The sequence below is a fragment of the Bartonella sp. AC70YNML genome (genome assembly GCF_042196545.1).
Taxonomy (GTDB): Bacteria; Pseudomonadota; Alphaproteobacteria; order Rhizobiales; family Rhizobiaceae; genus Bartonella.
In genome coordinates, this window is sequence record NZ_JBHIQK010000003.1 from 46,630 (window position 1) to 60,710 (window position 14,081).

General features: G+C 40.1%; 10 protein-coding genes. 9 read left to right on the forward strand and 1 reads right to left on the reverse strand.

The window, feature by feature from the left end:
* The first annotated feature begins 914 nt into the window (after nucleotides 1–914).
* From atpH to ACFIMU_RS03655, 7 genes are all read left to right on the forward strand, one after another.
* Nucleotides 915–1,499, forward strand: a complete 585-nt coding sequence (atpH, locus tag ACFIMU_RS03625; protein ID WP_375614519.1) for an ATP synthase F1 subunit delta — start codon at nucleotides 915–917, stop codon at nucleotides 1,497–1,499.
* On the forward strand, nucleotides 1,499–3,034 hold the full coding sequence (atpA, locus tag ACFIMU_RS03630; RefSeq protein WP_375606583.1) for a F0F1 ATP synthase subunit alpha: 1,536 nt from the start codon (nucleotides 1,499–1,501) through the stop codon (nucleotides 3,032–3,034). Before atpH ends, atpA begins: the two co-directional genes overlap by 1 nt.
* Before the next feature lie 20 nt (nucleotides 3,035–3,054).
* Nucleotides 3,055–3,966, forward strand: coding sequence for a F0F1 ATP synthase subunit gamma (locus ACFIMU_RS03635; protein ID WP_375606582.1), 912 nt, complete (start codon nucleotides 3,055–3,057; stop codon nucleotides 3,964–3,966).
* A gap of 19 nt (nucleotides 3,967–3,985) precedes the next feature.
* A complete protein-coding gene (gene atpD, locus ACFIMU_RS03640; protein ID WP_375696829.1) occupies nucleotides 3,986–5,593 on the forward strand; it encodes a F0F1 ATP synthase subunit beta in 1,608 nt (535 codons plus the stop codon).
* A 109-nt stretch (nucleotides 5,594–5,702) separates the two neighbouring features.
* On the forward strand, nucleotides 5,703–6,119 hold the full coding sequence (atpC, locus tag ACFIMU_RS03645) for an ATP synthase F1 subunit epsilon (RefSeq protein ID WP_375615019.1): 417 nt from the start codon (nucleotides 5,703–5,705) through the stop codon (nucleotides 6,117–6,119).
* 24 nt (nucleotides 6,120–6,143) lie between these two features.
* Nucleotides 6,144–7,772, forward strand: coding sequence for an MFS transporter (locus ACFIMU_RS03650; RefSeq protein WP_375606579.1), 1,629 nt, complete (start codon nucleotides 6,144–6,146; stop codon nucleotides 7,770–7,772).
* A 30-nt stretch (nucleotides 7,773–7,802) separates the two neighbouring features.
* Nucleotides 7,803–8,810, forward strand: a complete 1,008-nt coding sequence (locus ACFIMU_RS03655; RefSeq protein ID WP_375606578.1) for an HlyD family secretion protein — start codon at nucleotides 7,803–7,805, stop codon at nucleotides 8,808–8,810.
* A gap of 706 nt (nucleotides 8,811–9,516) precedes the next feature.
* Here ACFIMU_RS03655 and ACFIMU_RS03660 read toward each other — a convergent pair.
* On the reverse strand, nucleotides 9,517–9,801 hold the full coding sequence (locus ACFIMU_RS03660; RefSeq protein ID WP_375606577.1) for a hypothetical protein: 285 nt from the start codon (nucleotides 9,799–9,801) through the stop codon (nucleotides 9,517–9,519).
* 851 nt (nucleotides 9,802–10,652) lie between these two features.
* Here ACFIMU_RS03660 and ispG point away from each other — a divergent pair.
* Both ispG and ACFIMU_RS03670 read left to right on the forward strand, forming a co-directional pair.
* Nucleotides 10,653–11,894, forward strand: a complete 1,242-nt coding sequence (ispG, locus tag ACFIMU_RS03665; protein WP_375606576.1) for a flavodoxin-dependent (E)-4-hydroxy-3-methylbut-2-enyl-diphosphate synthase — start codon at nucleotides 10,653–10,655, stop codon at nucleotides 11,892–11,894.
* A gap of 500 nt (nucleotides 11,895–12,394) precedes the next feature.
* Nucleotides 12,395–13,546, forward strand: coding sequence for an MFS transporter (locus ACFIMU_RS03670; protein ID WP_375696830.1), 1,152 nt, complete (start codon nucleotides 12,395–12,397; stop codon nucleotides 13,544–13,546).
* Nucleotides 13,547–14,081 lie beyond the last annotated feature (535 nt).

A 14,081-nucleotide genomic window follows, 5' to 3' on the forward strand; every position in this document is an offset into this window, starting at 1 on the left:
CAGTCGCAGTCGCAGTCGCAGTCGCAGTCGCAGTCGCAGTCGCAGTCGCAGTCGCAGTCGCAGTCGCAGTCGCAGTCTTGTTTATAAGGATAATGCATTGTTTTGTATGTTGAATGAGAGTTTCGAATATCGTAAGCTTCTCTCGTTTCAAACCTGTGTATGTTAAATCAATCAAAATTATTCGCTTGTACATAACAAGCGGGAATTGAGTATGTGGAGTGAAACTATAGAAGATAAGGAGTAAAAGTGCTTCTTATGAATCGTCTCTAATGCCAAGGGCTGTCGCAATATTGGGAACTGGGCAAAGTGTGTGGTGTGGGGAACGCTTGTTTCTTCATAAGCGTAAAGATGGGGGCTCAATGGATTTACTGTTATACCATTTATGGGTGCTGTCATAAATGGGCTTGGGAGCTTTGAGAGATGTCTCTTTAAAACAAGCCTGTTAAATTGCAACCCAATGGCGTGCTGTTCTCGTGAGGGATGTAATCCCATTCTAGAACGCAATAAACAAAAGTGTGAGGCAATGCATAGTTGCTTCTCGCGAAAGCTCTTATGGTGATAAGAGGCTGATCTTTAATGTTAAGGAAGAACCGTTTTTTGGGGGTGGAAAGAGCATTGGGAGTAAAATTAAAGAGAGTGAAAAAAATCGCTCAGAGAATGTCAAAAAGAGGCATAAAAAAACTATGATGCCATCCTGTATATCTAAAAAAATGCTTTTTAAAAATATTTTGAATATTTTATTAAAATTTTTAAAAAGCAGCGATTTGTGGTGTTGCGAGTCAGTTATGTCTATGCTAGAAACCAAATGATTTTTGTTCTAAGTTTTAAGAAGAAGATTCTTAAAATAGAGAGTGTCTGTTTCATTTCATCTGATAACTATCAGAGAGTCGCTCAAGGGAAAGAGGCGGTATTTCGTGTCGGATTCATTTTCTCTCATACCGCTGCCGTTGGTAGATCAACGCTATGCGCAAGCGCTTTTTGATTGCGTTCAAGAAGCGGGGAACGTTGAAAAAGTTGAAAAGGCAGTGGAAAAAATTTTGCTTGTCTTGGAGCAAAATGAAGATTTAAAACGCTTTGTGCTCAGTCCATTCTTTTCAGTCAAAGAGCAAATTAAGGTGATGCAATCTATTTGTGAAAACATCAAATTTGCTGATAAAAACGCAGGACAGGTTATTGGTGATTTTTTATGCGTTATTGCAGCAAACCGTAGGCTTAGTGCCGTATTTGGTATTTTACATGCTTTTCAACGTTGTGTTGCACGCGCTCGTAATCAAGTAACAGCACAAATTATTTCTGCGCGCTCCTTAAGTTCTCAACAAAGACAAGAATTGTGTGAGGCTTTGGAAAGTGTCGTCGGGGGAAAAGTTTTGCTACACATCATTGTGGATCCAACGATTCTTGGTGGATTAATCGTTCGTGTGGGGGCGTCTCAAATTGATACGTCCCTTCTAACAAAATTGTCTTCGCTTAAGCTTGCATTGAAAAAAGAGGTCAGCTGATGGATATTAGACCATCTGAAATTTCAAAAATTCTAAAAGAGCAAATCAAAAACTTTGACCAAAAGGCTGAGGTTTCAGAAATTGGTTGGGTTCTCTCTGTTGGGGATGGTATCGCCCGCGTTTATGGTTTGGATAATGTCCAAGCAGGGGAAATGGTTGCTTTTCCAAACGGTGTGCGCGGTATGGCTCTCAATTTGGAAATTGATAATGTTGGTGTGGTCATTTTTGGCTCAGATCGCGATATCCGTGAAGGGGATTGTGTAAAACGATTGGGTGCTATTGTGGATGTTCCTGTGGGTCCCGCTTTGCTTGGGCGTGTGGTTGATGCATTGGGAAATCCTATCGATGGTAAGGGACCCATTAAAGCAACAGAACGTCGTCGTGTTGATGTTAAGGCGCCTGGAATTATTCCGCGTCAGTCTGTGCATGAACCGATGTCGACCGGATTGAAAGCGATTGACGCACTCATCCCCATTGGACGGGGGCAGCGTGAATTAGTGATTGGTGATCGCCAGACAGGAAAAACAGCGATTTTGCTCGATACATTTTTAAACCAAAAGCCTTTTCATGAAAAAGAGGCTGGACGAGAACAAGACAAAGTTTATTGCATTTATGTCGCTATCGGTCAAAAACGTTCGACGGTGGCGCAGTTCGTTAAAGTTTTGGAAGAACGTGGAGCACTGGAATATTCTATTATTGTGGCGGCAACCGCTTCTGATCCAGCGCCATTGCAATTTATTGCGCCTCTTGCCGGATGTGCTATGGGCGAATATTTTCGTGATAATGGGCAACATGCTTTGATCGGTTATGATGACTTGTCAAAACAGGCGGTGGCTTATCGTCAAATGTCTCTTTTGTTACGTCGTCCTCCAGGTCGTGAAGCTTATCCGGGAGATGTTTTCTATCTTCATTCGCGTCTTTTAGAGCGGGCTGCGAAGTTGAATGCAGAAAATGGATCTGGGTCTTTGACAGCTTTGCCAGTCATTGAAACGCAAGCAAATGATGTTTCCGCCTATATTCCTACAAATGTGATTTCGATTACGGATGGGCAAATTTTTCTGGAGACTAATTTGTTTTATCAAGGAATTCGTCCCGCTGTAAATGTTGGTCTTTCTGTGTCGCGTGTTGGTTCTGCTGCACAAATTAAGGCGATGAAACAGGTTGCCGGCTCGATTAAAGGTGAATTGGCGCAATATCGTGAAATGGCAGCTTTTGCGCAGTTTGGCTCTGATTTGGATGCGTCAACCCAGCGTCTGCTGAATCGAGGAGCACGCTTGACTGAGCTTTTAAAGCAGCCACAATTTTCTCCACTCAAAACAGAAGAACAGGTGGTGGTTATTTTCGCGGGTGTGAATGGCTATCTTGATTCTCTAGCGGTTTCTGATGTTGCGCGGTTTGAGCAGGGGCTTTTGGTGCTTTTGCGGAGTGATTATCAAGATCTCTTAAAGGCAATTGCTGAGCAAAAGCAGTTAACAGACGAGCTGAAAGATAAGTTGATGACGGTTCTTAACACTTATGCGAAAAATTTTTCGTGATGAATTAATGGAATGCTTGAATGGCCTCACTAAAGGATCTTAGAGACCGTATCGCTTCGGTTAAAGCAACACAAAAGATTACTAAAGCTATGCAGATGGTTGCAGCAGCAAGGTTACATCGTGCACAAGAGGCGGCGCAGTCTGCTCGTCCTTATGCGAAGAGAATGGCTGATATTTTGACCAGTGTCGCTGCTGATGTGGATGGTGTTGATGCGCCTGCTCTTATGCGAGGCACAGGGCGAGATGATGTGCATCTCCTGGTAGTATGTACTGCTGAGCGCGGTTTGTGTGGTGCTTTTAATGTGCAAATTGCTCGTCGTGCACGTGAACAGATTAAAGTACTGTTGGCATCTGGTAAAATAGTGAAAATTATTACCGTAGGTAAAAAAGGTGCGGATATTTTATCGCGTGATTACAAAGGTTTGATAATTGATCACATCGATTTGCATGCTGTAAAGCGAATTAGTTTTGCAGAGGCGGTGATGATTAGTCAACGGATTGTTGATTTATTCAATGATGGCGCTTTCGATGTCTGTACGCTGTTTTATTCTGAATTTGTTTCCGTCATTAATCAGCGACCGACAGCTTTTGGTTTGATTCCAATGATTGCTCCAAAAGCAGTTGTTGAGGCCATAGATGTTGTAGAGCAAACCGATCATAGTAAGGGATCTCAATCGATTGTTTATGAGTATGAACCGGATGCTGCTTCTCTTTTAGAGACGCTTGTGCCACGCAATCTTTCAGTGCAAATCTTTCGGGCTTTGTTGGAAAATGTTGCTGGTGAAATGGGCGCAAAGATGACGGCTATGGACAATGCATCGCGCAATGCAGGTGAAATGATTAATAAATTGACGGTGGCTTATAATCGTCAGCGTCAGGCACAGATTACGACAGAATTGATCGAAATTATTGCGGGCGCTGAAGCGCTTTAAATGGAAAAGGTAAGGATTGATGGTAAAAGCAGTAACCTCAAGCAAAGGAACAGAAAAAGGTGAAAAAAAGAAACCAGTTGCTCGTTCCAGCGTGAAAAAAGCCGCTTCGAAATCTCAAGCGGGTGTTAAGGCTTCGTCTGCATCTGCGCGTAGTGCAGCTAAAGATACGCCTGTAAAAAAAGAAGAGCAGGCAAAAGGCGCTGTTGGTGTGATCAAGCAGGTTATTGGTGCTGTCGTTGATGTGCAATTTGAAGGCGCATTGCCAAATATTCTCAATGCTTTGGAAACAGAGAATTTAGGCAATCGTTTGGTGTTGGAAGTTGCACAGCATTTGGGTGAAAATACTGTGCGTACGATTGCTATGGATACAACTGATGGTCTGATGCGGGGCCAAAAGGTTGTGGATACAGGAACGCAAATTAGCGTTCCTGTAGGAGAAGCAACATTGGGACGTATTATGAATGTGATTGGAGAGCCGGTGGATAATGTGGGACCGATTCCTGCAACTAAAACGCGTTCTATTCACCAAGAAGCGCCTGAATATGTTGAGCAATCAACGGTTTCAGAAATTCTCGTCACTGGTATTAAAGTCGTGGATTTGTTAGCTCCTTATTCTAAAGGGGGTAAAATTGGCTTGTTTGGTGGTGCTGGTGTTGGAAAAACCGTTCTCATTATGGAACTTATAAACAATATTGCAAAGGCACACGGTGGTTATTCCGTATTTGCTGGTGTGGGAGAACGTACGCGTGAAGGAAATGATCTTTATTATGAAATGATCGAAAGTCGCGTGAATGTGAATCCAAGAGAGAATAATGGTTCAACGGAAGGATCAAAATGTGCGCTTGTTTACGGGCAAATGAATGAACCCCCAGGAGCACGTGCGCGTGTGGCTCTTTCAGGATTGACAATTGCGGAAAGTTTCCGTGATGAAGGACAAGATGTTCTTTTCTTTGTGGATAATATTTTCCGTTTCACGCAAGCAGGAGCTGAGGTGTCTGCTCTTTTAGGGCGTATTCCTTCTGCTGTGGGGTATCAGCCAACTTTGGCAACGGATATGGGGGCTTTGCAAGAACGTATTACCAGTACAAAAACAGGCTCTATTACCTCTGTTCAAGCGATTTATGTTCCTGCAGATGACTTGACAGATCCAGCACCCGCAACGTCTTTTGCCCATTTGGATGCAACGACAGTTCTTTCGCGCTCTATTGCTGAAAAGGGAATCTATCCAGCGGTTGATCCGCTTGACTCTTTCTCGCGTATGTTGGATCCATTGATTGTTGGGGAAGAGCATTATACGGTTGCTTGTCAAGTGCAAACTATTTTACAACGTTATAGGGCACTTCAGGATATTATTGCTATTCTTGGAATGGATGAACTTTCTGAAGACGACAAATTGCTGGTGGGACGGGCACGTAAAATTGAACGTTTCCTTTCGCAACCTTTCCATGTGGCGGAAGCCTTTACTGGTTCACCGGGAAAACTCGTCCCTTTAGAAGAGACAATCAAAGGTTTTAAAGGTCTTTGTGCTGGCGATTATGATGATTTGCCAGAAGCTGCTTTTTATATGGTTGGTTCGATTGATGAAGCACTTGAAAAAGGAAAGCGTCTTATGGCAGAGGCTTCTTAGTAGGAAATTTCTTATTAAGAAGAAAACTGTCATGAATATTTTGTCGTTAAAAAGGACGAGTCGTTGAAAAAAACGGAAAGTCCTTATATCGGGTATTGTGGAGACTTTTGTGGAAAACAATAGAGAAGAGCATTTTTTGTTTGAGCTTGTATCGCCTGAAAAAATTGTGTTTTCAGATCAGGTCGTGTCTGTTGTTCTTCCTTCAGCTTCAGGTTCTTTAACAGTTATGGCGCATCATGCGCCATTGGTGGCAAGTATTGTGTTGGGCAATGTTCGTGTTCGCACTTCTTTAGGTGAGAAATTATTTGCTGTATGTGGAGGTGTTGCAAATATTACCTTTTCAGGCTGCTCTTTATTGGTAGAGCATGTTGTGGCTGTAGAGCATCTTTCTTTTGATGTATTAGAACAGCAGATTTTGCAAGTCCAAGCGACGTTAAAGGGGGGAGCAAGTGATGAGGATAAACATAAAATAGAGGCTTTTTTCCAGCAATTGTCAGCTGATGGTTCTTCGTTAATAGAGGCGTAGCAAGGGTAGACAGGAAAAGGTGACATGAGCGGGAAAAAGAGTACGGTTGTGTCTGCTAAAAGGAGCGGAAAACCTTTTCCTCGTCCTGGTCGTGTTTTTGCAGGGCCTTTGCCAAAGTGCTTTGTTTATATTTTGGCTTCTCTTATTTTGCAATGGGCTTATGGTTTAGGGGCTAATATTGTTCAGTCTAACATTGTCCATCTGACCGGTGATTTTCACGCAACTTTGACCGAGACAACATGGTTGGTAGCGGCTTATATGGCGCCAAATGTAAGTATAGCGATTATGTTGATCAAAATTCGCTATCAATTTGGGTTGCGCGCTTTTGCTGAATTATCAATCCTTGGCTTCGTTTTGGTTTGTGTTTTACAGCTCTTTGTTACGGATTTGCGTTCTGCATTGATTATTCGCTTTTTCGCTGGGATTGCTGCTGCACCTTTGGCTTCGCTTGCTCTGCTTTATATGATGGAGGCTTTTGCTCCAGCAAAGAAGTTTACTATTGGTCTTAGCTTGAATTATATGAATGCTGCTTTAGCGGCACCTTTATCACGTTTGATTTCTCCTGATTTGCTGGAACATGGTGGTTTTTCCAGTCTTTCCGCGCTGGAAATGGGATTGGTTCTCATCAGCTTGGTTTGTATCTATACTTTGCCCCTAACGCCTGTTGTTCGCAGTAAGGTGATTCAAAAGTTAGATTGGATAAGCTATGGTTTGATTGCTCTTGGTCTTGGATTAAATGCCGTGATTATGTCTGTTGGCATATTGTATTGGTGGTATGAAGCACCATGGATTGGTTGGGGGCTCGCACTTGCCATTTTCTCATTGGCTATTGCTATTATTATTGAGCTTAATAGAGAAAAACCGTTGATTGATCTCCGGTGGATTTTCAGTAAGGAAATGGTCCAATCTGTTTTTATTTTATTTATCTTTCATGTTTTCTTGTTAGAACGGTCAAATTTGCCCGTAGGCTTTTTTAATCTTTTTGGTTTGCTTAATCGTGAGATGGCGCCCATGTATCTTGCTGTGGTACTAGGTATTTTGTTAGGGGGAGCTGTTTGCGTCTTTTTTTTACGAGCGGGGCGTGAGGATTATTTTTATTTGTTATCTTTGGGTTGTTTGGCGCTGGGAGCTTATTTAGATAGTCGTGTAAACCATTTAACGCGTCCGCAAGATATGATGTTGAGCCAAGGATTGGTGAGTTTTAGTTATGCACTGTTTTTGCCGCCTGCTCTTTTCAAAGGGTTTGTGCTCGCTGGTGAGAGAGGTCCGCGTTATGTTTTAAGCTTTATTGCTGTTTTTTTGTTAACGCAAGTGACAGGGGGATTGATGGGGTCTGCTTTTTTTGGCAGCCTACAGTTTTATTTTGCCCATAAGAACTTTGAGTCTTTAACGCAAAATATTGTTGTTACTGATCCACTTATTTCTGGTGAGATGAATACTTTGTTTTCGCCTTCTTATGGTGTCTCTGTTCCCAATGGCTTGGGGAGTGAGCAGGGTACTTCTATGTTGATAGAAAAATTTAAGTTAACAGCAAATATTTTTGCTTATGATGACGTTTTTAGGCTTTATTTTTATATTTCAATGATTGCATTCGTTATTTTTCTTGTCACAATGATTGTTAAGTCATGCTCTTTGCGAGCATTAGAAAAGTAGAGTAATGTCATAGAAAGAGGGGTGCAAAAAATGATAAAAGCATTACGATCAAAAGCTACAATTATTGCATTCCTATCAGGTATTACGGGTGTTTTACTGATTTTATGGGCTTGGAGACTTCCTCCTTTTGTGAGTCACATCCAAATAACGGATAATGCTTCCATTAAGGGCAATGTTACGCTGGTTAGTTCACAGATCTCTGGGGTGATCGCGCGGATTTATGTGCAAGATTATCAACGCGTTGAAAAGGGAATGTTGCTCTTTGAGCTCGATGATTCTCTTTTTCGTCAGCAGTTTGCACGGGCACAGGCTATTCTCGATTCAAAAAATGCAAAACTAGCAAGTATTGAATTGCAAGCACAGCTTTTGCAGGGCGAAATTAATGCTGCAGAAGTCGAATTGGCGCGTTCACGAGCATTCTCCAATATTGTCCCTGAAAGTAAAAAGTTAGGTTTTGGTGATACGGCAAGTTCTGTTTCTCGTCCTCTTTCACAACTTTTGACGGCATTGGAAACAAAACGACAATTGCAAAAACAATTAAATCTTGAACGGCAAAGTTTACAGTCAGAAATTGCGGGAGCAAAGGTGAGTGTTGAGTTAGCAAAACTTAATCTCGATCACACAAAGATTTTATCTCCTCGAACAGGCTATATTGGATTAGTTGGAGCGCGGGTAGGGCAATATGTTATGCCGGGGACACAATTGGTTTCTGTTATTTCTGATGATATTTGGATTATTGCTAATTATAAGGAAACGCAACTTTCTCAGATGCGTGTGGGACAACCGGTTGTTTTTTCTGTTGATGCATTGAACAACAAAAAGTTAACAGGGCGTGTGGTTCGTTTTGCACCTGCTACAGGCTCAGAGTTTTCATTGTTAAAAACAGATACAACTATTGGTAATTTTATCAAAATTGCGCAACGTATTTCAGTACGGATTGCTTTAGATCCTGGGCAGGAAGGAATTGAAAAGCTCATCCCTGGGATGTCCGTGGTTACGTATGTAGATACTTCGCAACGGGTCGATTCTGGAGGATAAAATTTTGGGTTTTTTCAGTTTAATTTTTGCGTCATTTACTTATAGCAAGTGGTTGTTTACGTTGGAAGATTTTATTTGGTTTGTTATGATACATCTTTTAAAGCTCTTAAAGTTCTTATTTGTTATGCTGTAAAATAATGTTCCTTAGAATATTAAAGCGCATGCATTTTTAATCGTTTCTATTTCTTTTGAAGTAACTCAGTAGTAGAGGGATGGAATATTGAAAGCTGTGTGCCTGTAGTTTCTAGCAACACTGTCCTTTGAGGTGAGGTGATACGAACCACATGGGTGGACAGCGGAAGAGTCTGCGAGATAAAAAGTTGGATTATCCTGTTATGCCGTAAAACAGCGTTGTTTAGAGCGGTGATATAAGGCATTACAAGCTTTACATATTAAGTGTTTTTTAGATATCGTGATCAGTATTCAGGGCAGGGCTTGTCTATCGCGCCTATAAAGTGAACCGCGTAAATGGTCAGCAGGTGAAGCCTGCCGAGAGATGCTGGACTGTTGACAGTCCGGTGACTGGTAGGAATCTCCATTCTTTGAGGTGTGGGGAGGAAGTCAAAGACGGATGAGGCGGATGAAAAACTTATCCTTTTGGGAGAGGGCGTAAAGTTAGGAGGAAGACGTAAAGTTTATATTTTGTAAACCATAAAAATGCCCGTTTTGAGTCGGGCATTAAAAGGGGAGGTTGTTGCTTGTGTTATTAATTTTTACGGATCAGCAAGAAGCTTACTAAAACGACTCCTGCTGCTAATGCGAGGGTTTTTTTAGGATTTTCTTTCGCTTTTTTCTTTAATTCTGTAGCATGTTCGTTGAGGTGATAAAGTGCGTGACGGCCTTTTTGTTTCCATGTGTTAAACAGCTCAGAAATGTTTTCAAAGCTATCATTTTGAGAACTCCAATAATTTACGGGAACCAGCTCTCTTTTTAATTGTGCTATACGTTTTTTAATTTTAGCATTTTTTCTATGGGGTGAAAATAGACACATTTATTGACTCCTTCATATGTTAAATTGTTGCATGATCGTTGGAATTGTGTTTGGGGTTTTGCTATAACGGCTTGAAAATTGAAAGGTTGCATTGATCATGCCGCGCGTGGGTGAGATGATAGTTAAGAGTTTGGGTTTAATGAGGCATTTTTTAATGTACTCGAGTTCATTTCGTGATGGTGTTTGTTAAGGATGTAAGGTAAAAATTTTTACAAAATGGTGTAAGGTTCATTCATAAAGATGGTGGGCGATGTCTTCATTTTTTTGTTTGTTTAAAGTGTTGGGATAACTTTTGGCACTTGAAATAGTTTATAAGAAATTTTTATCTATCTATTCTCTTGTGGCTGTAGGGAGTGGCATTGATTGATTCAATTAAGAAGATTTAAAATGAGGAAATCTTACGATATTTGGGTTTGCCATTTAAATTTGTAAAAAATAGATTATTACAAATCAATATGTTGGATTAATTTGGCGATGTCTTTCATGCATTTTTAAAAATTGCGCTTTGTTAGGCGTTATCTGTTGTGTTGTAAAACACTGTTTTGTGATGACATTGATGTAAGGTATCGGCATGCAACTTAAAAATACAGTATTGTCTCTGTTTTGTTTCAGTTTCTTTTTGAAGCAACCAAGTGTAGAAGTATAAACTTGAACAGAAGTAGTAGAACTTATCCGGTGCGTCTATAGAATGAATCCACCTATGAATTGTATTGCATCAGTGTTAGTAGGTAGAACCTTTTGAGAGCAATCTGTTAAGATTGGTGGGCGGTGTAATTTTCGTCCTTTGAAGCGCGGAGGAAGTCGATATAAACGATGATTGATAGCGCAGGTTTTAAAAATTTGAGGACTTGATGAGTACGACCTATCCTTTATCTAAACCACTTGAGCGTCGTCGGTCTGTTGGTGTTGCTGTTGGTGATGTGATCGTTGGGGGGGAGAGCCCGATTGTTGTCCAGTCAATGACCAATACAGATACAGCGGATGTTGATGCAACTGTTGCGCAGGTTTCTGCTCTTTGGCAAGCTGGGTCTCAATTGGTTCGGATTACTGTTGATCGCGATGAAGCAGCAGCTGCTGTCCCAAAAATACGGGAGCGATTGGAGAGGTTAGGTTTTTTTATCCCATTGGTGGGGGATTTTCATTATATTGGTCATAAGCTTTTATCAGAGCATCCTGCGTGTGCTGAGGCGCTTGCAAAATATCGCATCAATCCTGGAAATGTTGGCTTTGGTGCAAAAAAAGATCGCCAATTTGCGGAAATTATAGAGATTGCTTGTCGGTATCATAAACCTATTCGCATTGGTGTGAATTGGGGTTCTCTTGATAATGCGTTGTTAACACGGCTTATGGATGAAAATGCACAGCAAGAAAAACCCTTATCTGTGGCTGAAGTGATGCGGGAAACTGTTGTTCAGTCGGCTTTGCTTTCGGCTGCTTTAGCAGAAGAGTTAGGATTGGGACGTGATAAAATTATTCTTTCTGCTAAAGTGAGTGATGTCCAAGATCTTATTGCTGTCTATATTGCCTTGGCAGAGCGTTGTGATTATGCACTCCATTTGGGTTTGACAGAAGCAGGGATGGGAACAAAGGGGGTTGTAGCTTCTTCGGTGGCTTTGGGCATTTTATTACAGCAAGGGATTGGTGATACGATACGAATTTCATTAACCCCTGAACCTGGTGGTGATCGAACACGAGAAGTCAAAGTTGCACAAGAACTTTTGCAAGTAATGGGGTTTCGACAATTTTTGCCTGTTGTTGCTGCTTGTCCTGGATGTGGTCGCACGACCTCGACAGTATTTCAGCAATTGGCACAAAAAATTGAAGCGGATTTACACAAAAATATGCCCGTTTGGCGTGAAAAATATCCTGGGGTTGAAAGTTTGAAGGTGGCTGTGATGGGATGTATCGTCAATGGACCGGGGGAGTCAAAACATGCGGATATTGGAATCTCTTTGCCTGGAGTGGGGGAAAGTCCAGCGGCTCCTGTTTTTATTGAGGGACAAAAGGTAAAAACTTTGCGGGGTGATCACATTGCTGAAGAATTTGAAGCGCTTTTGAGTGATTATATTCATACACGCTTTGGGCAAGGTTGAGGTAAAAATCGCATAAGGTTGAAGTAAAAAGGGTGTGTCGTTTTTTTAAACAAGCTGTCTTCAATTTGAAGAGGGGGCTGTTGTGTGCTGCTTTAGCTATGGTCAATACTGTTGTTGGTTGCTTATTATTTTAGGTAAAACCAGATGATATGCCTGTTTTAGAATGAGAAGCTTATGAAGGATATTAATGAGCTTGAGTGTGTTAAGACTATTAAGCAAAATGATATGAATACTTTAATAGATCCGTAAATGTTGTTGCTGGTTTTTGGGCTGCTTTTGAGACAGTGAAATATTTAGCGGATTTTGACAAATGTCAAATTATAGAAAGAACATTGTTTATTGATTTTTTAGGCATTTTCCCAGAATTTTTCGGGGTATCAAATTGATAGGATTGGAGATCCTTATAGCGGTTATTGCTCTATTTGTCGTGAAATATAAGCTTTTTATATTGATATAAAATGATGTATATGGTGCCTTTTTGGGTGTTATTGGGGGAATGCATGACCAGTATATTAGCATTTGGATTTTTATTTAACGGTATAAGAATTTTAACAGGTGCCTTCATTGTCTTTTATATGCTTGAAAAAGGGCTAACTCTTATTGATATCGGGATCATTAAGTCGTTTCAGGCTTTTATTATGATGGTTACAGATATTCCTCTGGGATATTTTGCCGATAGAAAAAGTTATAAAATATCGATTGTTTTGGCAGCGGCTTTTGCTGCTACATGGCTATGTCTCATGGGATTTTCTACAAGCTTTTACGGTTTTCTTTTAGCAGAATCTTTTAATGCCTTATCACTGACATTGATTGCGGGGGCTTATAATGCTTTACTTGTTCAATATGCAAAAGCAAAAGTGACATCGACTAAAAAAGTGCTGGGAGCGAGCTCTCAATATAATTACATCGGCATGTTTATATTCAGTTTAATCGGTGCATATTTTGCTGATTATTCAAGCCAATATATATGGTATATCGCGGCGTTTTTAATGTTGATGACAACACTATTTGGTTTGTTTTTTCTTGATGACTTGAAGGGGGAGAAAAAACCAAATAAAGTGAATTCTCTCATTTGTGAAGCTAAGGAGATGTTGTCTATTTTTATTAAAGTTCCTTATATTTCTTTATGCTTTTATTTTTCATTGATCTTTTTCAATATATTCTCGCAGTATTGGCAGTGGATATTTAAAGATCATCATATTAATGTCACTTATTTTGATCTTGGTGTGACATTTTCGCTGATATTGTTCTCTCAGCTTTTGGCTAGTTTTCTCTTTACAAAACTAAGTGAAAGAATGAACTTTATTTTACTGTTGTTTCTTTCAGCTTCACTGATTTTTACCATTGCTTTTTTTGAACCGAAAAAAGAAATTGCTATCATTTTAGTCTGTATGATTTTTTATCTCATTAAGTATACATATCTTCGTGTAGAAGTTGTTTTGCATGATAGTATTAGTGATCATTTCAGGGCTACATATGAATCTTTCTTGTCAACCGTTGGAAGATTGAGCCTCTTGGTATTTTTTTACATGAGTGCGTATATGGTCGATATGTTTGGCTTTTTCTCGCTCGTTTATATTTTTGCTGTTTATTTATTGATTTACTTGTTGGCAGTGTTTTTTTTAGAAGGAAATCTCAAAAAAGCTCTGTGAGAATATTTACTTATCATTATCACGCATGTCTCATCGGGCATTATAGTGGATCAAGGCTTTGATTTATAAGTCTTATCATTGTTTTCATGTTGAATGAGAAAGCTGAATATTGTCCGTTCTTCTTATTGCAAATCTATGTATATTAATCAAAATCATGTTTCTTGTACATTATAAGTGGGCGTAGTGTAAAAATCATAAAAAAGAAGTAAAAAGGCTTCTCATGAATATTCTTGAACGCTAAGAGTTGTTGGCAAGATGAGAAGCTGATAGAGAACATGATTGTACCGGATTATATACTTATTAAGGAATGGTGATAGTGCACAACAATTTTCCTGTTTTCGCTTATATTTTTCGGAAATGTCTTGCTACGCAGTGTTTAATAAGCGGGAGGACAATTCTAGCCTGTCCTAATCGGATTTCCTCATGATCGATTTTATTGTTGGTATAGTTAGCGGATTTTACCATTGCTTTTTTTAAAATACACATCATCTTATTGAGATGTTTTCTTACATCTTTCATTCTTATTTAGGGTATT

Bases quoted from the DNA above. Each gene is read 5' to 3' on its own strand.
- ACFIMU_RS03650 (WP_375606579.1), top strand. From the start codon at position 6,144: ATGAGCGGGAAAAAGAGTACGGTTGTGTCTGCTAAAAGGAGCGGAAAA.
- ACFIMU_RS03635 (WP_375606582.1), top strand. From the start codon at position 3,055: ATGGCCTCACTAAAGGATCTTAGAGACCGTATCGCTTCGGTTAAAGCA.
- atpD (WP_375696829.1), top strand. From the start codon at position 3,986: ATGGTAAAAGCAGTAACCTCAAGCAAAGGAACAGAAAAAGGTGAAAAA.
- ACFIMU_RS03655 (WP_375606578.1), top strand. From the start codon at position 7,803: ATGATAAAAGCATTACGATCAAAAGCTACAATTATTGCATTCCTATCA.
- atpA (WP_375606583.1), top strand. From the start codon at position 1,499: ATGGATATTAGACCATCTGAAATTTCAAAAATTCTAAAAGAGCAAATC.
- ispG (WP_375606576.1), top strand. From the start codon at position 10,653: ATGAGTACGACCTATCCTTTATCTAAACCACTTGAGCGTCGTCGGTCT.
- ACFIMU_RS03670 (WP_375696830.1), top strand. From the start codon at position 12,395: ATGACCAGTATATTAGCATTTGGATTTTTATTTAACGGTATAAGAATT.
- ACFIMU_RS03660 (WP_375606577.1), bottom strand. From the start codon at position 9,801: ATGTGTCTATTTTCACCCCATAGAAAAAATGCTAAAATTAAAAAACGT.